Origin of the sequence: Streptomyces sp. NPDC059003 (assembly GCF_042740445.1) — a bacterium.
GTDB lineage: Bacteria > Actinomycetota > Actinomycetes > Streptomycetales > Streptomycetaceae > Streptomyces.
This window is the reverse complement of sequence record NZ_JBHYJH010000026.1, coordinates 1-20638: the sequence shown is the minus strand read 5'-3', so window position 1 is coordinate 20638 and position 20638 is coordinate 1. Positions and strand designations below refer to the sequence as shown.

20 protein-coding genes are annotated in these 20638 nt (G+C 72.2%); 8 read left to right on the top strand and 12 right to left on the bottom strand.

The window, feature by feature from the left end:
• Positions 1-92 precede the first annotated feature (92 nt).
• The 5 genes from ACFWZ5_RS12980 to ACFWZ5_RS12960 all read left to right on the top strand — a co-directional run bounded on the left by ACFWZ5_RS12980 (position 93) and on the right by ACFWZ5_RS12960 (position 3995).
• The gene (locus ACFWZ5_RS12980) at positions 93-1112 is read left to right on the top strand and encodes an ABC transporter ATP-binding protein (RefSeq protein WP_384791155.1); all 1020 of its coding nucleotides are present in this window, start codon (positions 93-95) and stop codon (positions 1110-1112) included.
• The gene (locus ACFWZ5_RS12975; protein ID WP_384791032.1) at positions 1102-1983 is read left to right on the top strand and encodes an ABC transporter permease; all 882 of its coding nucleotides are present in this window, start codon (positions 1102-1104) and stop codon (positions 1981-1983) included. Before ACFWZ5_RS12980 ends, ACFWZ5_RS12975 begins: the two co-directional genes overlap by 11 nt.
• A 2-nt stretch (positions 1984-1985) precedes the next feature.
• Entirely contained in the window at positions 1986-2897 is a 912-nt protein-coding gene (locus ACFWZ5_RS12970; protein ID WP_384791029.1) for an ABC transporter ATP-binding protein, read from the top strand.
• 11 nt (positions 2898-2908) lie between these two features.
• Positions 2909-3631 carry an ABC transporter permease subunit gene (locus ACFWZ5_RS12965; RefSeq protein WP_384791026.1) on the top strand — a complete coding sequence of 241 codons (723 nt, stop codon included), beginning with the start codon at positions 2909-2911 and terminating at the stop codon, positions 3629-3631.
• Between the two features lie 121 nt (positions 3632-3752).
• Positions 3753-3995: a hypothetical protein gene (locus tag ACFWZ5_RS12960; protein ID WP_384791023.1), complete on the top strand. Its 243-nt coding sequence runs from the start codon at positions 3753-3755 to the stop codon at positions 3993-3995.
• Between the two features lie 433 nt (positions 3996-4428).
• Here the strand turns inward: ACFWZ5_RS12960 and ACFWZ5_RS12955 are convergent, their stop codons facing one another.
• From ACFWZ5_RS12955 to ACFWZ5_RS12915, 9 genes are all read right to left on the bottom strand, one after another.
• Positions 4429-5259, bottom strand: a complete 831-nt coding sequence (locus ACFWZ5_RS12955; RefSeq protein ID WP_384791020.1) for an HAD family hydrolase — start codon at positions 5257-5259, stop codon at positions 4429-4431.
• Positions 5256-6545, bottom strand: a complete 1290-nt coding sequence (gene serS / locus ACFWZ5_RS12950; protein ID WP_384791017.1) for a serine--tRNA ligase — start codon at positions 6543-6545, stop codon at positions 5256-5258. Before serS ends, ACFWZ5_RS12955 begins: the two co-directional genes overlap by 4 nt.
• Positions 6546-7148: 603 nt before the next feature.
• Positions 7149-8084: a prephenate dehydratase gene (gene pheA / locus ACFWZ5_RS12945; protein ID WP_384791014.1), complete on the bottom strand. Its 936-nt coding sequence runs from the start codon at positions 8082-8084 to the stop codon at positions 7149-7151.
• Positions 8085-8118: 34 nt separating this feature from the next.
• A complete protein-coding gene (gene efeB / locus ACFWZ5_RS12940) occupies positions 8119-9375 on the bottom strand; it encodes an iron uptake transporter deferrochelatase/peroxidase subunit (protein WP_384791011.1) in 1257 nt (418 codons plus the stop codon).
• Between the two features lie 6 nt (positions 9376-9381).
• The gene (locus ACFWZ5_RS12935) at positions 9382-11508 is read right to left on the bottom strand and encodes a copper resistance CopC/CopD family protein (RefSeq protein ID WP_384791008.1); all 2127 of its coding nucleotides are present in this window, start codon (positions 11506-11508) and stop codon (positions 9382-9384) included.
• A gap of 16 nt (positions 11509-11524) precedes the next feature.
• Complete coding sequence (locus tag ACFWZ5_RS12930) at positions 11525-12178, bottom strand: copper chaperone PCu(A)C (RefSeq protein ID WP_384791005.1); 654 nt, start codon at positions 12176-12178, stop codon at positions 11525-11527.
• Positions 12175-12903: an SCO family protein gene (locus ACFWZ5_RS12925; RefSeq protein WP_384791002.1), complete on the bottom strand. Its 729-nt coding sequence runs from the start codon at positions 12901-12903 to the stop codon at positions 12175-12177. The genes ACFWZ5_RS12930 and ACFWZ5_RS12925 overlap by 4 nt, the downstream gene beginning before the upstream one ends.
• 85 nt (positions 12904-12988) lie before the next feature.
• Positions 12989-13732: a YcnI family protein gene (locus ACFWZ5_RS12920; protein WP_384890709.1), complete on the bottom strand. Its 744-nt coding sequence runs from the start codon at positions 13730-13732 to the stop codon at positions 12989-12991.
• Positions 13733-13958: 226 nt separating this feature from the next.
• Complete coding sequence (locus ACFWZ5_RS12915; RefSeq protein ID WP_384806346.1) at positions 13959-14816, bottom strand: hypothetical protein; 858 nt, start codon at positions 14814-14816, stop codon at positions 13959-13961.
• Between the two features lie 286 nt (positions 14817-15102).
• Here ACFWZ5_RS12915 and ACFWZ5_RS12910 point away from each other — a divergent pair, with 286 nt between their 5' ends.
• Positions 15103-15708, top strand: a complete 606-nt coding sequence (locus tag ACFWZ5_RS12910; protein WP_384806344.1) for an ATP-binding protein — start codon at positions 15103-15105, stop codon at positions 15706-15708.
• Between the two features lie 19 nt (positions 15709-15727).
• On the opposite strand, the gene ACFWZ5_RS12905 is transcribed toward ACFWZ5_RS12910, so the two are convergent.
• Complete coding sequence (locus tag ACFWZ5_RS12905; protein ID WP_384806342.1) at positions 15728-16537, bottom strand: NAD(P)H-binding protein; 810 nt, start codon at positions 16535-16537, stop codon at positions 15728-15730.
• A 119-nt stretch (positions 16538-16656) separates the two neighbouring features.
• Between ACFWZ5_RS12905 and ACFWZ5_RS12900 the strand changes: the two genes are divergently transcribed.
• The gene (locus ACFWZ5_RS12900) at positions 16657-17094 is read left to right on the top strand and encodes a winged helix-turn-helix transcriptional regulator (protein ID WP_384806340.1); all 438 of its coding nucleotides are present in this window, start codon (positions 16657-16659) and stop codon (positions 17092-17094) included.
• A 428-nt stretch (positions 17095-17522) separates the two neighbouring features.
• On the opposite strand, the gene ACFWZ5_RS12895 is transcribed toward ACFWZ5_RS12900, so the two are convergent.
• Together ACFWZ5_RS12895 and ACFWZ5_RS12890 are read right to left on the bottom strand one after the other, a co-directional pair.
• Positions 17523-18602: an NAD(P)/FAD-dependent oxidoreductase gene (locus ACFWZ5_RS12895; protein WP_384806780.1), complete on the bottom strand. Its 1080-nt coding sequence runs from the start codon at positions 18600-18602 to the stop codon at positions 17523-17525.
• Between the two features lie 65 nt (positions 18603-18667).
• Positions 18668-20107, bottom strand: a complete 1440-nt coding sequence (locus ACFWZ5_RS12890; RefSeq protein WP_384890706.1) for a PLP-dependent aminotransferase family protein — start codon at positions 20105-20107, stop codon at positions 18668-18670.
• 41 nt (positions 20108-20148) lie between these two features.
• Here ACFWZ5_RS12890 and ACFWZ5_RS12885 point away from each other — a divergent pair.
• Positions 20149-20638: carboxymuconolactone decarboxylase family protein (locus ACFWZ5_RS12885; RefSeq protein WP_384890703.1), on the top strand; the 490-nt coding region annotated here is incomplete at its 3' end.

Below are 20638 nucleotides of genomic sequence, written 5' to 3'. Positions count from 1 at the left end.
TTACGGGCCCGTAATACTCGAGAGTGACAGCGGACAAGCCCTTGGACTGACGCCCCGGTGTGGCCCCCGCCACTACCGTCGAAAACGTGACTGTGATCGCGACCGAAAGCCTGAGCAAGCGGTTCCCGAGGGTGACCGCGCTTGACCGGCTCTCCTTGGACATAGGGCCCGGTGTGACCGGACTCGTCGGGGCCAACGGAGCCGGCAAGTCCACCATGATCAAGATTCTTCTGGGCCTGTCCCCCGCCACGGAGGGCCGCGCGGCCGTGCTCGGCCTCGACGTCGCGACCGACGGCGCCCGGATCCGCGAGCGCGTGGGCTACATGCCGGAGCACGACTGCCTGCCGCCCGACGTCTCGGCCACCGAGTTCGTGGTGCACATGGCGCGCATGTCGGGCCTGCCGCCCGCCGCGGCCCGCGAGCGCACCGCGGACACCCTGCGCCACGTCGGCCTCTACGAAGAGCGCTACCGCCCCATCGGCGGCTACTCGACCGGCATGAAGCAGCGCGTGAAGCTCGCCCAGGCCCTCGTCCACGACCCCCAGCTGGTCTTCCTCGACGAGCCGACCAACGGCCTCGACCCGGTCGGCCGCGACGAGATGCTCGGTCTGATCCGCCGCGTCCACACCGACTTCGGCATCTCGGTCCTCGTCACCTCGCACCTCCTCGGCGAACTGGAGCGCACCTGCGACCACGTCGTCGTCATCGACGGCGGCAAGCTGCTCCGCTCCAGCTCCACCTCGGACTTCACCCAGACCACGGCGACCCTCGCCGTCGAGGTCACCGACAGCGACGCGCACCCGGACGGCACCGGCGCGCTCCGCGCCGCCCTCAAGAGCCGCGGCGTGGCCACCCAGGACGACGGCGGCGGGCTGCCCGGCGCGGGCCACACCGTGCTGCTCGAAGCGGCGGGCGAGGAGACGTACGACCTCGTCCGCGACGTGGTCGCCGACCTCGGCCTCGGCCTCGTCCGCATGGAGCAGCGCCGCCACCACATCGCGGAGGTGTTCCGCTCCGAACCGCAGGAGAACACGGCGGGAACGCCGGGACAGGAAGCGGAACGGGAAGCGGGACAGGAAGACCGGAAGGAGGCGGTCCGTCATGGCGGTTGAGCAGACGCGGATCCACAACATCGGCTACCGCAACTACGACGGCGCACGCCTCGGCCGCGCCTACGCCCGCCGCTCCCTGTACTCGCAGAGCCTGCGCGGCGCCTACGGCCTCGGCCGCTCCGTGAAGTCCAAGGTCCTGCCCATGATCCTCTTCGCGGTCATGTGCGTCCCCGCCGTCATCATGGTCGCGGTCGCCGTCACCACGAAGGCCAACGACCTGCCCCTCGACTACACGCGCTACGCGGTCGTCCTCCAGGCCGTCATCGGTCTCTACGTAGCGGCGCAGGCCCCGCAGACCGTCTCCAGGGACCTGCGGTTCAAGACCGTCCCGCTGTACTTCTCGCGCCCCATCGAGCACGTCGACTACGTCCGCGCGAAGTTCGCGGCGATGGCGTCGGCCCTGTTCGTCCTCACCGCCGCGCCGCTGATCGTGCTCTACGTAGGCGCCCTGTTGGCGAAACTGGACTTCATGGAGCAGACGAAGGGCTTCGCCCAGGGGCTCGCGTCCGTGGCGCTCCTGTCGCTGCTCTTCGCCGGGATCTCCCTCGTCATCTCCGCGATCACCCCGCGCCGCGGCTTCGGCATCGCCGCCGTCATCGCCGTCCTGACCATCTCCTACGGAGCGGTCTCCACCGTCCAGGCCATCGCTCACGAACAGGGCAGCGACAGCGCCGTCCCGTGGCTCGGCCTCTTCTCGCCCATCACGCTCATCGACGGCGTCCAGACCGCCTTCCTCGGAGCGACCTCCTCGTACCCGGGCAACGAAGGCCCTTCGGCCGGAGCGGGCGTCGTCTTCCTCCTCGTCGTCCTCGCCCTCATCGCGGGCAGCTACGCGGCCCTGCTGCGCCGCTACCGGAAGGTCGGACTCTAGACATGTCCAGTATCAGCATCGACCACGTATCCCGCTGGTTCGGCAACGTGGTGGCGGTCAACGACATCACCATGACGATCAGCCCCGGAGTCACCGGCCTGCTGGGCCCCAACGGCGCCGGAAAGTCCACCCTCATCAGCATGATGGGCGGCTTCCTCGCCCCCTCCACCGGCAGCGTCACCCTCGACGACAAGCCGACCTGGCGCAACGAACAGATCTACAAGCACCTGGGCATCGTCCCCGAGCGCGAGGGGATGTACGACTTCCTCACCGGCCGGGAATTCGTCGTCGCCAACGCGGAGCTGCACGGCCTGGGCAAGAAGGCCGCCCAGAAGGCGCTCGCCACGGTCGAGATGGAGTACGCGCAGGACCGCAAGATCTCCACGTACTCCAAAGGCATGCGGCAGCGCGTGAAGATGGCCTCCGCGCTCGTCCACGAACCGGCCGTGCTGCTGCTCGACGAGCCCTTCAACGGCATGGACCCGCGCCAGCGCATGCAACTCATGGAGCTGCTGCGGAAGATGGGCGACGAGGGCCGCACCGTCCTGTTCTCCTCGCACATCCTCGAAGAGGTCGAGCAGCTCGCGTCCCACATCGAGGTCATCGTCGCCGGACGCCACGCGGCCAGCGGCGACTTCCGCAAGATCCGCCGCCTGATGACGGACCGGCCGCACCGCTACGTGGTGCGATCGAGCGACGACCGCGCGCTGGCCGCCGCGCTGATCGCCGACCCGTCCACCGCGGGCATCGAGGTCGACCTCGACGAGGGCGCCCTGCGCATCCAGGCCGTCGACTTCGGCCGGTTCACCACCCTCCTGCCCCGCATCGCCCGCGAACACGACATCCGCCTGCTCACCGTCTCGCCCTCCGACGAGTCGCTCGAGTCGGTCTTCTCCTACCTCGTCGCGGCCTGAAGGGAGCCACCGTGTACGACCCCACTGTCGCCCGGCTCACCTACCGGGCCCTGCTCGGCCGCCGCCGGGCACTGATCCTCCTGGCCCTGCCGCTGCTGCTCATCGTGATCTCCGCGGCGGTACGCGGCTTCAGCGGCGCCGACGACCAGGTCGCGTCCGACCTGCTCGGCGGCTTCGCGCTCGCCACGATGGTGCCGATCATCGGCGTCATCGCGGGCACCGGCGCCATCGGACCCGAGATCGACGACGGGTCCGTGGTCTATCTGCTCGCCAAGCCGGTCAAGCGGCCCACGATCATCACCACCAAGCTGACCGTCGCCATCGCCGTGACCATGGCGTTCTCCGCGATCCCGACGCTCATCGCGGGCCTGATCCTCAACGGCAACGGCCAGCAGGTCGCCGTGGCCTACACGATCGCGGCCCTCGTCTCCTCCATCGCGTACGCGGCGATCTTCCTGCTGCTCGGCACCGTCACCAAGCACGCCGTGGTGTTCGGGCTCGTGTACGCGCTCGTGTGGGAGGCCCTCTTCGGCTCCCTGGTCGCGGGCGCCCGCACCCTGAGCGTCCAGCAGTGGTCCCTGGCCGTGGCCCACAAGGCCGCGGACGGCGGCGAGCTCGTCACCTCCGACGTGGGCCTGCCCGCCGCGGTGATCCTGCTGATCGTCGTCACGGTCGGCGCCACGTGGTACGCGGGCCAGAAGCTGCGCACGCTGACCCTTGCCGGGGAGGAGTGAGCCCCGCCCCCTGACCCCCGCCCCCTGGTGATCCCCTAGGGGAGCTCTTGACGGCGCTTTCACCCTCCTGCCGGGACACTGGTGGGAGGGGGATGCAGAGCTGTGGCTGGGAGGTGCCTCGATGGCATCGGAAGACAACCGCGACAAGGGCCGCCCGGGTGAGGGCGGTGACCTCTGGGACGACGTGGTTCTCGACGACGACTTCATACGTTCCGCGGAGACCGCCGAGCCCTCCGCGCGGGCCCGCATGCTCACCGCCCGCTGGCGGGAGCAGGCCCCCGAGCCCCAGCCGTGGCGGTCCGACGAGCCACCCGCGGGATGGTTCTTCAGCCGGGCCCGACGGCGCAAGCGGCGCCGCAAGTAGCGCCGCCGCACGCAGCGCCGCCGCCCCGGACGGCCGACCGCCCCGCCCATAATTCGGTGGCGGTCAACTCGCCCCACCGGCAGAGTAGTTGGTGCACCGCGCCGGGACCTCGAAGCACCGGCGCACACCGACTGGGAGTGGGGCCGACGATGTCCCGCAGAGGTCCGTCGCGCTCCCGGCTGGGCAGTCCGCGGCAGGCTCCGGAGCAGTTACCCCTCTCCGTGGAGCCCCGCCACGGGGGAGACTGCCCGGGGGCGGCCGCTTCGAGCGCGCATCGCTGCGCGGGCCGCCCCTCCCGACGCCACAGTGCCCGGCACCGCACCGGTGCCGGGCACTGCGCACAACGCTCGCGTCGGCTCATGGCTCATGCCGAAGCGTGGCTCACGTCGGCTCATAGCTCACGCCGAACCGTGGCGCACGCCAAAGCCGAAGCTCAGGCCAGCATCTGCTCGAGCACCACCGCGATGCCGTCGTCCTCGTTGGACGCCGTCACCGCGCTCGCCACGGCCTTGAGGTCCTCATGGGCGTTGGCCATGGCCACGCCGTGCGCGGCCCAGGCGAACATCGGGATGTCGTTGGGCATGTCGCCGAAGGCGATCGTGTCCACGGCCTTCATGCCGAGCCGCCGCGCCGCGAGGGACAGACCCGTCGCCTTGGTCAGACCGAGCGGAAGCAGCTCCACTATGCCCTCGCCCGCCATCGTGACGCCGACGAGGTCACCCGCGATGTCCCGCGCCACGGCCGCGAGGGCGTCGTCGTCGAGCCCGGGATGCTGCACGTACAGCTTGTTGAGCGGGGCGGCCCACAGGTCGGCCTGGTCCCGGAGCGGGATGACAGGGAGCGGCCCGTCCTGGACCACGTACCCCGGCCCCACCAGGACCTCGCCGTCCAGGCCGTCACGGCTCGCGGCGAGCGCCAGCGGGCCGACCTCCGCCTCTATCTTCGCGAGCGCAAGACCGGCGAGCTGCCGGTCGAGCGTCACCGACGTCAGGAGCCGGCGCTCACCCGCGTGATAGACCTGCGCGCCCTGCCCGCACACCGCGAGCCCCTCGTAGCCGAGGTCGTCCAGGACGTGCCGCGTCCACGGCACGGAGCGGCCGGTGACGATGATGTGGGCCGCGCCCGCCGCGGTGACCGCGGTGAGCGCGTCGCGGGTGCGCGCCGAGACCGTGTCGTCGGGGCGCAGGAGCGTCCCGTCGAGGTCGGTCGCGACGAGCCGGTACGGAAGGTCGGGGCCGCTGGTGCCGGCCGGAGCGGTGCTCACTTGGCGGTGGGCTCCAGAATCTCCCGGCCGCCCAGGTACGGGCGAAGCACCTCGGGGACGCGCACCGAGCCGTCGGCGAGTTGGTGGTTCTCCAGGAGCGCCACGATCGTGCGCGGCACCGCGCACAGCGTGCCGTTCAGCGTGGCCAGCGGCTGCACGTTCTTCTTGCCGTCCCGCTCCTCGCGCATCCGCACGGACAGGCGGCGGGCCTGGAAGCCGTCGCAGTTCGACGCGGACGTCAGCTCGCGGTACTTGCCCTGCGTGGGGATCCACGCCTCGCAGTCGAACTTGCGCGACGCGGACGAGCCCAGGTCGCCGGTGGCGACGTCGATCACCTGGAAGGGCAGCTCCAGGCTGTTCAGCCACTGCTTCTCCCAGTCGAGGAGCCGCTTGTGCTCGTTCTCGGCGTCCTCCGGAGCGACGTACGAGAACATCTCGACCTTGTCGAACTGGTGCACCCGGAAGATGCCGCGGGTGTCCTTGCCGTACGTGCCCGCCTCGCGGCGGAAGCAGGGCGAGAAGCCCGCGTACCGCAGGGGGAGCTTGTCGGCGTCGATGATCTCGTCCATGTGGTACGCCGCGAGCGGGACCTCGGACGTGCCGACCAGGTAGAAGTCGTCCTTCTCCAGGTGGTACACGTTCTCCGCGGCCTGGCCGAGGAAGCCCGTGCCCTCCATGGCGTGCGGGCGGACCAGGGCGGGGGTCAGCATCGGGATGAACCCGGCCTCCGTCGCCTGCGCGATCGCCGCGTTGACCAGGGCGAGCTCCAGGAGGGCGCCGACGCCCGTCAGGTAGTAGAAGCGGGACCCGGAGACCTTGGCGGCGCGCTCGACGTCGATGGCGCCGAGGGCCTGGCCGAGCTCCAGGTGGTCCTTGGGCTCGAAGCCCTCCGCGGCGAAGTCACGGATCGTGCCGTGCGTCTCCAGGACGACGAAGTCCTCCTCGCCGCCGACGGGCACGTCCTCGTGCACGAGGTTGCCGAGCTTGAGCAGGAGGCGCTTGGTCTCCTCGTCGGCCTCGTCCTGCTCCGCGTTCGCCGCCTTGACGGCGGCGGCGAGCTCGCCCGCCTTCTTCAGGAGCGCGGCCTTCTCGTCGCCGGAGGCCTTGGGGATGAGCTTGCCGAGCGCCTTCTGCTCGGAGCGGAGCTCGTCGAAGCGGAGCCCGGACGACCTGCGCCGCTCGTCGGCGGAGAGCAGGGAGTCGACGAGGCCGACGTCCTCTCCACGGGCGCGCTGCGAAGCGCGAACACGGTCGGGGTCCTCACGGAGCAGGCGAAGGTCAATCACCCCTCCAGGCTACCGTTGCGCGGTTCCGGCCCACGACCTGATATTCCCGGTGGCGGCATTATGACCGATTTGCCGGAATGGGAATTCCCGGGGAGCGGCGTGCGCGGCGTGGGCGGCTGGCGCGAGTTCGCTGGCGGCTTCCGGGGTCAATAAAAGGGGCGCCATTCCCCGAAACGGGGCAGACGGAACGTGCCGCCTTGACCCGATCCCCTTGTGGAGAACGGGACTTGGGGCATCGGTTGTCCACAGGAATGTGGGCTCTCGGAAAAGTTATCCACAGGCTGTGCGAAAGATCTGTGGACATCGGAAGGGGGCCTTCCGAAAACCTCTCCAGGGCGAGGGATTCCTGCCCAAACCAACACCGCGCCAACTTTCGGGTGGAATTGGTTAACTCCAAAGAGTTGATCAATGGAAACTGGTGGACGAAGCGTGACGCGTGGGACAAGTGACCGATTCGGGTGCTGGGTGCTGATTTGTCGACTCTGTCGCCTGACGTTGTCGACTTGTCCCCAGGTCGAGAAGGGCACCTGTGGATAACTTCTGTGGACAAGATAAATCTGCAGGTAGGACTGCGGGCACACCGCCCGGAAGCGCTTCAAACGCTCAGAATCGGCCGTCCTGGCAGCGCGTCAGCCAGTCCGACGCCGCCGTGAACTCCTCGTCGGACGTCCCGGGGCGCAGCGGGCGCACGTCCGCCACCGCCACCCCCGCCCGCGGATACGACCCGAGGAACCGCACCTTCGGGCTGATCCGCTTCAGGCCCATCAGCGCCTCGCCCACACGGCGGTCCGTGATGTGCCCCTCCGCGTCCACGCAGAAGCAGTAATTGCCGATGCCCTGCCCCGTCGGCCGGGACTCGATCCGCATCAGGTTGACCCCGCGCACCGCGAACTCCTGGAGCAGTTCGAGCAGGGCACCGGGGTGGTCGTCGCCGAGCCAGATGACCACCGATGTCTTGTCCGCGCCCGTCGGCGCGGCGGGCCGGGCCGGACGGCCCACGAGCACGAACCGCGTCGCGGCGTTCACCGCGTCGTGGATGTCGGTGACCAGCGGCTCCAGGCCGTATGTGGCCGCCGCGAACTCGCCCGCGAACGCCGCGTCGTACCGACCCTCCTGCACGAGCCGCGCCCCGTCCGCGTTGGACGCCGCCGACTCCCACAGGGCGTCCGGCAGGGTGGCCCGCAGCCAGTTGCGCACCTGCGGCTGCGACACCGGGTGGCCGGTCACCGTCTTGATGTCCTTGAGCTCGGTGCCGGGGCGCACCAGGAGCGCGAAGGCGATCGGCAGCACGACCTCGCGGTAGATCATCAGCGGCTGACCCTTGGCGAGCTCGTCGACGGTCGTCGTGACGCCGCCCTCCACCGAGTTCTCGATGGGCACGAGCGCCGCCGCGGCCTCACCGCTGCGCACCGCGTCGAGGGTGGCCGGCACGGACACCATCGGAACCAGCTCACGCGTGGCCGCTTCCGGGAGTGTGCGCAGGGCCGCTTCGGTGAAGGTGCCTTCGGGGCCGAGGTAGGTGTAGCGCGTCGCCGACATGGGCTCACCCTAATGCGCGCCGGTCACCCGGGGCTCACCCTTCCAGCAAGGCCTGCCCCACGTACTCCCCGGCCCCCGCACCCCCCGGCACCGCGAACACCCCGCTCGCTTCGTGCCGGATGAACTTCGAGAGGGCGTCACCGCGGTCGAGCTTGCGCTGCACGGGGACGAAGCCGCGCAGCGGGTCGGCCTGCCAGCAGATGAACAGCAGGCCCGCGTCGGGGTCGCCCTTGGCGTCGAAGCCGTCGTGGTACGAGAAGGGGCGCCGCAGCATCGCGGCGCCGCCGTTCTGGTCGGGGCGGCTGATGCGGGCGTGGGCGTTGAGGGGGACGACGAGCTGGCCGTCGGCGCGGGTCTTCTCCAGGTCCATCTCGCTGGTCTCGGTGCCGCCGGTGAGGGGGGCACCGTCGGCCTTGCGGCGGCCGATGACGTCCTCCTGGGCCTTGGTGGAGAGCTCGTCCCAGTCGTCGAGGAGCATCCGGATGCGGCGTACGACGGCGTAGGAGCCGCCCGCCATCCAGGCGGGGTCGGCGCCGTCGCGCCGCTCGGGCACGAAGATCCGCTTGTTGAAGTCGTCGTCGGACGGCTTCGGGTTGTTGGTGCCGTCGATCTGGCCCATGAGGTTGCGGGCGGTCATGGGGCGGGCGGTGGCGCCGGGCGCGCGGTTGAAGCCGTTCATCTGCCAGCGGACCCGCGCCGCGGAGCCCGTCTCCTTCTGGAGGGCGCGCAGGGCGTGGAACGCGACGAGCGGGTCGTTGGCGCCGATCTGCACCCACAGGTCGCCGTTGCTGCGGTCCTTGTCGAGCCGGTCGGAGGAGAACTCGGGCAGCGGGTCCAGGGCGGCCGGGCGCTGCTTCTCCAGGCCGGTGCGGCCGAAGAAGCCGTGCCCGAAGCCGAAGGTGACGGTGAGCGAGGACGGGCCCGCGTCTCGTGCGATGTCGGTGTCGCGGTCGTGGCCGTCGACCGGCAGGCCCGCCATGAGCCGCTTGGCGGCCGCGGACCAGCGGCGCATCAGGGCCGCCGCCTCCTTGCGTCCGGTGCCGGGCGCGAGGTCGAAGGCGATGAGGTGGCCGCGTGCCTGGACGGGCGTGGTGATGCCGGGCTGATGTTTCCCGTGAAACATCACCTCGTCGGCGCCGAGCGCGGTCAGCGGCGTGCGGGAGGTGCCCGAGGAGTCCGAGCCGGATGACGCGGCCGCGTATCCGGCGGCGCTGCCCGCCGCGCCGAGGGCGAGGCCGGTGGCGCCCGCCGTGCCGAGCAGGCGCCGTCGCGAAATGGTGTGGTCCGCCATGGTGGTTCAGCCGATCTGCACGTTCTTGGTGAGGGTGACCTGGTCGATGTCGGAGGTGCGGACGGTCACCGCGACCTTCCAGTCTCCGGCCATCGGAATCTGTACTCCGCTCGCGCTCCAGTGTCCGGTGGCGATGCGGTCGGTGGCGACCGGCAGGGGGCCGAGCTTCTTGGCCTTGAGGGTGAAGGAGATCTTCACCTCGGGCAGGTCGAAGCCGCTGCCGTTGGCCCGGGTGGCGAAGACGTGCAGGTCGTTGCTGCCGGTGCGGCCGGGCGTGAGCTCCAGGCGCACGATGCCCTTGCCGTCCTCTCCGCCGGTGTCGAACGGAATCTTGACCTTGACCGGGCCCGCGGGCAGCTGCGTCGATGAGGAGGCGTTCTTGGCCTCTTCCTCGGTGCGCCCGGGTTCGGTGCTGGTCAGGATGGTGGTGACGGCGAGCAGGACGACGGCGACGCCCGCCTCGGCGAGTACGGAGCGGCGCAGGCCCGAGCGGTGCGGGTCGGCGTCGCGGATGCGCTTCTCGCGGGCGGCGTCCATGGCGGCCCGCTGCCGGGCGAGCTGGGCGGAGCGCTTGTCCTGGCCGGGGGCCTTGGCCGCCGCCGTCTGCTCCTCGTCCTTGCCCCTGCCCTTGCCCCTGTCCTTGCCTCTGTCCTTGCTCTTGTCCTTGCCGCTCCCGCTGTCGGAGCCGGGCCCGCTGCCGGAGTTGGATCCGGCGCCCTTGGTGGCGTTCGTGTCGCCCGTGGCGTTCGCGTCGACCGTCCCGGTGTCCGCCGAGACCCCCGTCTTGGAGCTGTGCGCCACGGCGACGGGCTTCTTCTTCTTGGTGGTGCGGATGCGCTGCTCGACGACCGCCGCCGCTGCCGCCTCGGGCGCCATGCCGCCCGCCTCGGCGGCGATCCGCCGGGTCCAGCGGCGCGAGACGGAGGCGATGCCGACGAGGACGACGACGAGCCCGATCTTGATGAGGAGCAGCTGCCCGTAGCCGGTCTCGACGAGCGCGGTCCAGGAGCCGACCTGCCGCCAGGACTGGTAGAGGCCGGTCGCGGCGAGCGTGATGACGCTGCCGAAGGCGACCTTGGAGAAGCGGCGCACGGCGCTCGCGTCGACGTCCGGCGCGCGGTACAGGCACAGCAGCAGGGACGTGACCCCGCCGAGCCAGACGGCGACGGCAAGCAGGTGCAGGACGTCGACGGGCATGGCGAGCCCGGCCTGGATGCCGGTCGAGGCGTGTTCGGCGAGCGCCCAGGTGGCCGCGATGCCGATGGCGACGACGCTGCCGCCGATGGCCAGGCCGAAGGCGAGGTCCCGCTTCTCCTTGGCGTCCTCGCGCTTCTCGTACGCGCCGAAGAGCACGGCGATGAACAGCGCGGCCGCGGCGAGCAGCAGCATCCGGGAGACGAGCGCGGCGCCCGTCTTGGTCTGCAGGACGTCGCTGAGCTTGGCGAGGTCGAAGGCGTCGCCGAGCTTCCCGGAGCCGGTGTAGGGCGCGCGCAGGAGCAGCGTCATGAGGGTGGAGCCGGTGAGGGCGAGCCAGCCGGAGACGACGAGGCGCTGCAGCGGCCGGACGCCCGCGCCGCGCTGCCAGCAGCCGAGGACGAAGGCGGCGCCGCCGACGACCACGATGAAACCGGCGTACGAGACGTAGCGGGCGAAGCCGTAGAGGGCGCCGACGACCCCGCCGCCGACTTCCTGGTCACCGAGGGAGACGGTGGTGTCGGACGGCGCGCCGATGGAGAAGGTGAAGGCTCCGGCGATGGGGTGGCTGTCGGCGGAGACGACCTGGTAGGCGACGGTGAAGGTGCCGTCGGGCAGGCCGGGGCGGAGCTTCACGCCGTAGGTGTTCTTGCCGAGGTCGCTGGTCTTGCCGTTGTCCGCGCGCTTGCCCTTGGGGTCGAGGACCCGGATGGAGCCGTCGGACATAGCGATCTTCTCGGAGAAGGTCAGGGACACCCGGTCGGGTGCCTTGGCGACCACCGATCCCCGCGTGGGGTCGCTGCCGGTCAGCGCGGCGTGCGCGTCGGCGGGCGCCGCGGTGGCCAGGACGGCTCCGAGGACGGTGCCGAGCAGGGCCCCGACGACGAGCAGCAGCCGCCCGATGCCGGTGGGCCCCGGGCGGGGAGCGGTGGTCCGCATCAACTCTTCAGTCCCCTCAGTGCGACGTGTGCGACGAGTTCTTCGCGTGCGAGTCGTGCGAGTCGTTCGCGCCGTGCGAGTCGTTCGCGCCGTGCGTGGCGTGCATTTCCTTGGCCGAGTGCGGCTTCGCGTTGCCCGCCCCGTCCTTCGGAGCGCCCGCCCCGTCGTCCTTCGACCCGCCCTTCGGGTTGTACGTGGCGGGCTTCACCGGCATCTCGACGGTGATCGGGTCCGACTTCGCGAAGCGGAGGGTGACCTCGACCTTGTCGCCCTGCTTCGGCTTGTGCTTCAGCTTTTCGAACATGATGTGGTTCCCGCCGCGGGCGAAGGCGAGTTCGCCGTTCGCGGGCACGTCGAAGGACTTCTGCTCCTTCATCGTGCTGCCCTTGGTGGCGTGCAGCGTGACGCTGCCCGCGATCGGGCTGGACGCCGAGGTGAGCCGGTCGGCGGCGCCCTTGTTGGTGAGCGTGAAGAAGCCGCCGGCCATGTCGTCCATGGCGGGCACGGGCACGTAGGCGCCGCTGACCGAGATCCGGGGCTTGTCAGCCGCGTCGGAGCCGGTGGACTTCTTCTTGTCCTTGCCGTCGTCGCAGCCGGTGAGGGCCAGGGCGGCCGACAGCGCTATGGCGCCGCCGGTGAGGAGACGGCGGCGGGTGGTGCGGTGGTTCACGGGTTCTGTCCCTTGATGATCTTGGGGAGGTCCTGCGCGTACTCCTCGGACCGGGTGTCCTGGCCGTTGTAGACCACGTATCCGGCGTCGGTCTTCGGCGAGAAGGCGATGACCTGGGTGCCGTGCATCGACTCGATCTTGCCGTTCTTGAGCTTCTTGGACGGCTCGATGCTGATGCCGACGGTGCGGGCGCTGGCCTGGATGGTCGGGAAGTCGCCGGTGAGGCCGATGAACTCGGGGTCCTGGGCCTTGAGCCACTTGCCGAGTTCCTTCGGGGTGTCCCGCTCGGGGTCGGTGGTCACGAAGACGACCTGGACCTGGTCGAGCTCGGCCTTGGTGACGGTCTTCTTGCGGAGGAGGTCCTTCTTGGCGACGGCGATGTTGCTCATCGTCAGGGGGCAGACGTCCGGGCAGTTGGTGTAGCCGTAGTACAGGAGCACGGGCTTGCCCTTGGTCCGCTCGCGCAGGTCGTACTTCTTGCCGTGCGTGTCCGTGAGGACGAGGTCCGGCTTCTTGAACGGCCGGTCGAGGACGGTCGCGGCCTGCTTGGCCTCGGGCTCCACGGAGACGTCGGCGACGGGCGCGTTCTTCTTGTCGCCGTCCCCGTCACCGCTGCCGCAGGCGGTCAGGGTGAGGGTGGCGGCGGCGAGCAGGGCGGCGGCGCCGAGCGCCCGCGTCTTGGCGGTGGTGCCGGACGTGGTGGTCTTCTTGCTCAACTTGCGCATACGAAAATGTCCCAGATGTGAGGGGGCCGGGACGCGCCGGGGCCGGGTTGCCGGGGCGCGTCCCGCGGGAGCCGAGGCGGGTGCCTCAGCCGGTGGCGCCGCGGCGGCGGCCGGCGAGGACTCCGAACGCCACGCCCGCGGCGCCGACGACGATGCCGACGATGCCGAGGGTGCGCGCGGTGGTGTCGCTGCTGTCGCTGTCGGAGGCGCTCTCCTCCTTGCCGCCGGACTTGGCGTCGGACTTCGCCGCCTTGTCGTCGGACGCGGCGGCGCCCCCGTGGTGGTCGTCGGACGCGGCGGTCAGGGCGAGCGCGGGCGCCGGGAAGTCGGGCTCGTCCTGGCCCTTCTGCTGCGGCTCGATCCAGCGGACGACGTCCTTGTTGTCGTACGTCTGGAGGGCCTTGAAGACGAGCTCGTCGGCGTCCTCGGGGAGCTGGCCGATGGACAGCGGGAACTTCTGGAAGGTGCCCGGCTCGATGCCCTTGCCGTCGGCGGTCCAGGTGACCTTGGAGACGGCCTCGTTGATCTTCTCGCCGTGGATCTCGAGCGGCTTCTTCAGCTTGGTCTTGGTGACCTTCGCCTTCCAGCCGGGCACGGGCTGCGTCATCACGGACGCGAGCGGGTGGTCGGCGGGGAAGGTGACCTCGAGCTTGGTCGTGGCGGAGTCGTCGCGCTCGTTGGGGACCTTGAAGTTGACGGTCGCGTAGCCGCCCTTGGCGGCCTGGCCCTCGGCGCTGACGCTGACGTGCGCGAAGGCGGGCACGGAGAGCACGAGGACGGCGGAGGCGGCGACGCCGGCGGCGAGGGAGACGCGGGTCAGGGACTTCATGGCGGAATGCTCCAGTTTCGGCAGGTGGGTACGGCGGCCGGGGCCCGCGGGGCGGGACGGGGCCGGGCGTACGGAGGGTTCGGGAGGTGCGCGGTGCGGGTGGCCGACGGCCACGCGCGCGTGCGTGCGGGTGCGCGGCGCGGTACCTCTCCGGGGGTCTGCGGTACGTGACGCGCGTACTCGAAGAGCACGGCGTGGGACGTACGGCGCCGGGGAGCGGTCCGCGTCAGGCGGCGAGGGCGAGCGCGGTGGGCGGGCCGCGCCGGATCACCGTGTGCTGCAGCGCGGCGGCCCGGAGCTTCGGCGGTACGAGGGTGTGGGCGGCGCGGGCCGGTCCTGAGCCCGTGCCGGGGGCGCCGGGGAGTCCGGCACGCAGGGCGCGTACCAGGGCGAGAGCCGCGCGCAGGGAACGGACGAGCGCCCCTTGGGCGACCTCCTGCGCTCCCTGGGCCGAGAGCCGCACGAGGCGCGTCAGGGCGAGGTCGCCGCGGCGCAGCAGCCAGCCCGCGGCGAGCGCCGCGAGGACGTGCGCCAGCAGCATGGGCAGCGACGGCAGGAGTCCCGGCGCGGGCATCGAGCTCATGGCGGCGGCGTGCGTGGCCGCGTCGCCCGCGGTGTGGGCGTGCGCCGCGTGGGCGCCGCCGACCGATCCTCCGGAGCCGGAGCCTCCGCCCGCGGTCGCGAGGATCTGCCGGGCCTGGACGGGCGTGATCGTCGCCCCGCCCGCGCCGCACACGATGCGGGCGGCGCGCTCGACGAGGGATCCGGCGTCCGTGCCGCCCGCGGGGGCGGCCGCCATGGCCGTGCCGTGCTGGCCGAGCCCGAACAGGGCGTGCAGGCCGAGCTGCCCGGCCGCCAGTGCCCCCGCGATGCCGGGCAGCGACCGGGCCCGTCCGGCGAGGGGCACCGCGACGGCGAGCACGGCGAGGAAGCCGACGCCGAGCGTCCACAGCGGGACGGCGGCGCACGAGGCGAGTACATGGCCCCCGGCGGACAGCACGAGGCAGACCGCGGCGAACATCGCGGCCCGCAGCAGCCGGAGATCGGCTCCGGCGCGCGCCTGGCGCTGGTGGGGGGCAGTCATGGCCGGGCCATCATCGCACTGGGCCGCCCCCGTCCATACGGCAGGTCCGCAAGCTCCCATGGGTGCCACAACAACACGGAATATCCGATTCCGCCCGAATGATCCTGATACGGGCCTACGTTGCCGTCGCCCGTCACTGTCCCGCTACACCGGACATGCCCCGCGCCGCGTCCGCCGTATGGGCGGCATCACGTCAACTGGGGGCTTATGGCAGGGCCCTCGCGGCAATACGTATCGGTATGTCGAGCCGCGGCCGGAAGGCCGGAGCATGCCAGGAGGCGGGAGCATGAGCATCTGGTGGTCCCTCCATCTGCGGCGCGAAGCCGCGAGCGTGCCGCTCGCGCGGCGGCTGCTCATCGGCACGATGGAGACGGCGGGAGTGGACCCCGAGGTCTCGTACGACCTGTCGCTCGCCCTCACCGAGGCCTGCGCGAACGCGGTGGAACACGGAGGCGGCACCCCGGGTGCCGCCTCCGGCGCGTACCGGGTCACCGCTTATCTGGACGGCGAGAAGTGCCGCATCGAGGTGGCCGACTCGGGGCCCGGCTTTCCGCCGGGCCAGGGCCGGGGCCAGGGCCAGGGCCAGGGCCGGGGGCAGGGCAGGAGTCAGGGTCAGGGCCGCGGACGGGGCCGGGCGTCGGCCACCGGCAGGTCCCGGCGGAGCCGCCGATTCCGTCGCCGGGCCCCCGCGCCCATGCCGACCCCTACCCCCACCCCCGCGTCCGTCCCCGCCGCGCCGCCGGAGATCGCCGAGAGCGGGCGCGGCCTGTGTCTGATCCACGAGCTGGCCGACCATGTGCACTTCGGCAACAACCCGGGCCGGGGCGGCGCGGTGATCAGCTTCGACAAGATCCTCAAGTGGCGTGAGGACGCGCCCCTGATGGTGTCGTAGCCGGGGTGACGGAGCGCGCTCAGCCGCGTACGGCCGCCGCGTAGACGTCGAGGGCGGACCGCGGCGCGCGGCCGAGCAGCGCGCGGAGCTGGTTGTCCGCGACGGACGTGCCGTCGAGGAAGCCGCCCGCGATCGCCGCGTACGTGCTGAGCAGCATCGGCACCTGGAAGGGCTTGAGTTCACCGGCCGCGGTGACGGCGGCGCGGGTCGCGGTGAGCTCGCCGGGCTCGTACGAGCCGTCGATCGCCGCGGCCAGTTCGGCGCCGCCCAGGGCCTGTTCGCCGACCAGCTCGTAGGTGCGGCCCGCGTGCGCGGCCGGGTCGGTGGCGACGCGGACGGCGACGTCCGCGAGGTCCTCGCGGGCGACCGCGGCCAGGCGGCCGTCGCCGAGCGGCGCGGCGATGGTGCCGTCGGGGCCCGGCGCGGCGATCCCGGCGAGGAACTCCGCGTACAGGCCGTTGCGCAGCACGGTCCAGTTCAGGGAGGAGCGGGCGAGCCTGCGCTCGGTCCAGCGGTGGGCGAGGGCGTACGTGAGGTGGTCGCCGTCGCCGCTGAGGCTGGTGTAGACGAGGTGGCCGACGCCCGCCTTCTCGGCGGCGGAGATCACGTTCTCGTGCCGGGCGGTGACGATGTCGTCCTCGGCGGCGCCCGCGGAGATGACCAGCAGCGTGTCGACGCCGGTGAAGTCCAGGGACGCCGGGTCGTCGAAGTCGACGCGGCGCTGTCCGGGGGCCGGGTTGCGGGTGCCGACGACGACGTCGTCGCGGTCACCGAGCTTGGCGGTGATGAGCGTGCCGAGCGCGCCGGTGGCGCCGGTGATCATGAGCATGGGAACGATCCCCCGAGGTGAGCGGTTGCGATGGTGGCGGGCGGGGCGGCCGATGTGGCGTCCGCCCGGTACGGAACCATCGTGATCGGCGGCAGGTGATCGCGTAAGGAGGCACTTTGATGTCAGCGGGGCACACGGCGGTAACCACCCCGGAGCCGGTCCCGGAGCCGGTGGTCGGGGGCGAGCCGGTGATCAGCTGTGAGACGCCGCAGGACGAGTGCGGGGTCAGGGACGTCCTGGACCGGCTCGGCGACAAGTGGTCGGTGTACGTGGTGGTCGAACTCGCGGGCGGCGTCCTGCGGTTCAAGGAGCTCCAGCGCCGTATCCACGGTGGCATCTCGCAGCGGATGCTCACGTTGACGGTGCGCCGCCTGGAGCGGGACGGGCTGGTGAAGCGGACGGTGCATCCGACGATTCCGCCGCAGGTCGAGTACGAGCTGACCGACCTCGGTCACAGTCTCACGCACCTCATCAAGGCGCTGGCCGACTGGTCGATCGCCCATCGGCCGGTGATTGCGGCTGCGCGGGAGGCGTATGACGGGGTGGCGGGGGCGTAGGGCGCCGACGGGGCGGTTGTGGGTGGGTGCGGGCCGGTGGGGGTGCGCCGCGCTGCGCGCGGCGTTTTTCCCACCCGCCCGCCCGTTTCTGCCCTCCCAGGGGGTGGACGCCCCTGGTGGGGGTTGGCCGCCGTCGGCGGGTGCGGCCTGTCGGTAGGTAGTGGGTGGGTGGGCGGGGTGATGCCGCCGCGTTAGCGGCGGTACCTGTGCGCAGGGGCGGTAGGTACTGGGTGGGCGGGCGGGAAGTCGCCGCCGCGGTAGCGGCGGGTCCTGTGCACAGGCCTGCGGGGCGTACGGCGATCCGGGGGCGGAGTGGCCGTGCGGGCCGGGCGGTCGTACGGGGCCGGGTGGCCGTGCGGGCCGGGTGGCTGTACGGGGCCGGGTGGCCGTGCGGGCCCGGTGGCCGTACGGGGCGGTGCTCCGGCGATTCAGGCCGGCGTCCCCGCCCCGCGTGCCCGCCGCGCCGTCACCGCCCGTGCCACCCGTTCCGCCACCAGCTCGTGGTGCAGCGCGACCCCGGTCGCGTACCCCGCGCCGGCCGCCACGATCACCTGCGCGCGTGGGTCGGCGACGTTGCCGACCGCCCACACCCCGGGGACGCCCGTGCGGCCCTCGGCGTCGGTGACGAGCCAGCCGTTCTCGTCGTGCGCGCAGCCGAGCCCGGACAGGAAGCCGTCGCGCGGCACCGTCCGCGTCTGCGTGAACACGGCGTCGCACGGCACCACTTGACCCGCGGCCAGCTCGACGCCGCGCAGCCGGTCGCCGTCGGTGACGAGCCGCTTGACCTCGCCCTCGACGACGCGGACGCCGAGCGCGGCCAGCTGCTCGCGCTCGTCGGCGGCCGGTTCCTGGGTGTGCGGGAAGTAGACGACGTCGTCGGACCACTCCCGCACCAGCAGGGCCTGCCGCACCGAGAGGGGCGAGCTGCCGAGGACGCCGAGCGGCCGGTCGCGGACCTCGTACGCGTGGCAGTACGGGCAGTGCAGCACGTCCTTGCCCCACCGCTCCCGGAGCCCGGGGATGCCCGGCAGCTCGTCGCGCAGGCCGGTCGCCACGACCACATGACGGGCCGCCAGGGCCGCGCCGCCCGCGAGGCGGACGTGGAAGCGGGCGCGGGATCCGGCATCGGGACGGGTGCCGGGACGGGTGTCGAGACCGGAGTCGGGACCGGAGTCGGGACCGGCGTACGCGTCCGTGACGTCGTCGACATGACCGTCGACGAACTCCACGCCGTACCCCGCGACTTCGGCCCGCCCCACCTCCAGGAGCGCCGCCGGTGCCATCCCGTCACGGGACAGGAAGCCCTGCATGTGCGCGGCCGGGGCGTTGCGCGGCTCGCCGCCGTCGACCACGGCGACGCGCAGCCGGGCCCGGCCAAGGACCAGGGCGGCACTGAGCCCGCCCGCTCCGGCGCCGATGACGACGACGTCGTACCCGTCGTCGTACCGGACGCCGGAAGCCGCGTCGTCCGGGAGGGTGGTCGCTGTGTCGTCACGTGAGTCGCTCATGCCCCCAGCGTGCGACCGGCCCTACGGGATCGGCAAGCGTAGTTGCCGTTACTGCAAAATGCGGGTCAGGCGGGCGGCAGTGCCCGGCACAGGGCATCGAGCGCCGCGGCGTACGCGTGCTCCGGTGGCGTCGCGTAGCCGACGACGAGCCCGTCGGGGGCGGTCGCCGTCGCCGCCGGGTGCCGGTAGGAGGCGAGTCCTTCCAGGCCCACGCCGTGCCACGCGGCGGCCTTCACGGCGGACGCCTCGGTGCCGGGCGGGAGCCGCAGCACGGCGTGCAGGCCCGCGGCGATGCCGGTGACGGTGATGTGCGGCGCGTGCTCGGCGAGGGCGGCGACCAGCTGGTCGCGGCGGCGCCGGTAGCGCTGCCGCATGCGCCGCACATGGCGGTCGTACTGCCCGGACTCGATGAGCTCGGCGAGCGTGAGCTGGTCGGGGGCGCTCGCCCAGGCCTCCCGCTCGCCCTTGGCGGTGACGACGGCGTCGACGAGGTGCTCCGGCAGGACGAGCCAGCCGAGCCGCACGGCGGGGGACAGGCTCTTGCTCACCGAGCCGACGTAGACGACGCGTTCGGGGTCGAGGCCCTGCACGGCGCCGACCGGCTCGCGGTCGTAGCGGAACTCGCCGTCGTAGTCGTCCTCCAGGACGAGCCCGGAGTGCGTACGGGCCCAGTCGACGACGGCCGCCCGCCGCTCGGGGTGCAGCGGCCCGCCGGTCGGGAACTGGTGCGCGGGCGTGAGCAGCACCGCCCGCACGGGACCGGTCATGGCCGCCAGCTCCTCGACGCGGGCGCCGTGTTCGTCCAGGGGCAGCGGTACGGTGCGGACGCGCGCGGCGTCCAGGATCGAGCGGTGGAAGCCGAGCCCGTACGCCTCCACGGCGAGGGGCCCGCGCAGCACGCCGCCGCCGCTGCCCGCCGTCCCGAAGAGCAGCCGCAGCGCGTGCGCGAACCCCGAGCACACCACGATCCGCTCCGGGTCGGTCCGCACCCCGCGGGCCCGCGCCAGATAGTCGGCGAGCGCGCGGCGCAGCTCGATCCGGCCGCGCGGATCGCCGGGCCCGAAGGCGTCGTTGGGCGCGGCGGTCAGGGCGCGCCGGGCGGCGGCGAGCCAGGCGGTGCGGGGGAAGGAGCCCGCGTCGGGCTGGCCCTGGATCAGGTGGTGCGGCGGGGGCGCGTTCCGCGCTGCGGGCGCCCGCTTGGGGACGCGTACGCGCGGGGGCGGCGCGGCCCGCTCGGCCACCCGCGTCCCCGACCCCTGCCGCGCCGTGAGCCAGCCCTCGGCGACCAGCTCGGCGTACGCGTCGGCGACGGTGTTGCGGGCCACGCCCAGGTCGGCGGCGAGGGAGCGGTAGGGCGGGAGGCGGGTGCCGGGGGCGAGGCGGCCGGAGCGGACGGCGTCGCGCAGGGCGTGGATGAGGGCGGCGCGGCGGCTGCCGCTGCCGGAGAGCTCAAGATGCAGGTCGGCGCCGATGCGCTCCGCAGAATTGACCCATGATTCCGCCATGGAAATGCACCCTACCCAAGGTCTTTCCCGCCCGTAGATTCATGGTCATGACGAACAGCACCGCAGTCGCCGAGACCACCTCCGCCACTACCCCCGCCGCCACTGCCACCGCCCCCGCCGTCGAGCGGAGCCCGCGCCTGAACTTCGCCAAGGCCGCCCCGAAGGCCTTCAAGGCCGTCATCGGCCTGGACGCCGCCGCCCGCGAGGGCCTCGACCCGGCCCTGGTCGAGCTGATCCAGATCCGAGCCTCGCACCTCAACGGCTGCGCGTACTGCCTGCACATGCACACCAACGACGCGCGCAAGGCGGGCGAGAGCGAGGACCGCCTCCACATGGTGGCCGTCTGGCGCGAGGCCCGGAACTTCTTCACCGCCAAGGAGCAGGCGGCCCTCGCCCTGACCGACGCCGTCACCCGCCTCACCGACGCGGGCGTCCCCGACGTGGTGTACGCCGAGGCCGCCGCCCACTTCGCCGAGGCCGAGCTGGCCCAGGTCCTGTCCCTGATCTTCACGATCAACACGTGGAACCGCA